This is a genomic window from Blautia glucerasea (assembly GCF_013304385.1).
Taxonomy (GTDB): domain Bacteria; phylum Bacillota; class Clostridia; order Lachnospirales; family Lachnospiraceae; genus Blautia_A; species Blautia_A ammoniilytica.
Window position 1 is genome coordinate 1 of the sequence record NZ_JAAITU010000140.1, and the last position, 646, is coordinate 646.

Below are 646 nucleotides of genomic sequence, written 5' to 3' on the forward strand. Positions count from 1 at the left end.
TTTCTAAGGAAGAAGAAGTAGAGTAAGAATGTGTTTTACTGTTGAGTTATCAATGTAACAACTTAATAATATTTCTGGTGCCGATGCGCTTAGGGGGCACACCCGTTCCCATCCCGAACACGACGGTTAAGACCTAAGCGGCCGATGGTACTGCACTGGAGACGGTGTGGGAGAGCAGGCGGGCGCCAGATCAAAAAAAGAACAGTTACAGCTGTTTATATAGAAACGGGCATCGGCAGGTGAGTTCTGTTGGAAACAGAGCGGTAAAAGGCGTAATTTGATAGGCTGGTGCTAACCCCATTCAGCAGGGAAGTGCTGTTATGATAACTGGTTTTACCAGTGATTAGAGATTTTAAAAGGATTTAAGATTTCTAATGACTGATAAAATATCAGTCATAAATGTACCTTGAAAACTGCATACATGTAAGTTTGTGTATAAGATACACAAGCATCCTTGATATAAAACGTTAACATACCATGTGAGTGGGGAGCGTAAATGCACTTCGTAAATCTCCGATTTACTCAGTTGCAGCTGCGCTGCATATACAGCCTGCCAAAAGCCTTTACGGAAGCAAGCTTCCGGCAGCCTTTTGTACAGCCTGTGCATTTACTTGGTATAACGCAAGATAGGAAGACATCGATAACA

General features: G+C 42.7%; 1 rRNA gene. It reads left to right on the plus strand.

The annotated features are described in order from the left end of the window. Nucleotides 1-73: 73 nt before the first annotated feature. Nucleotides 74-191 (plus strand): 5S ribosomal RNA (gene rrf / locus G5B11_RS18775). The last annotated feature ends 455 nt before the right edge of the window (nt 192-646 follow it).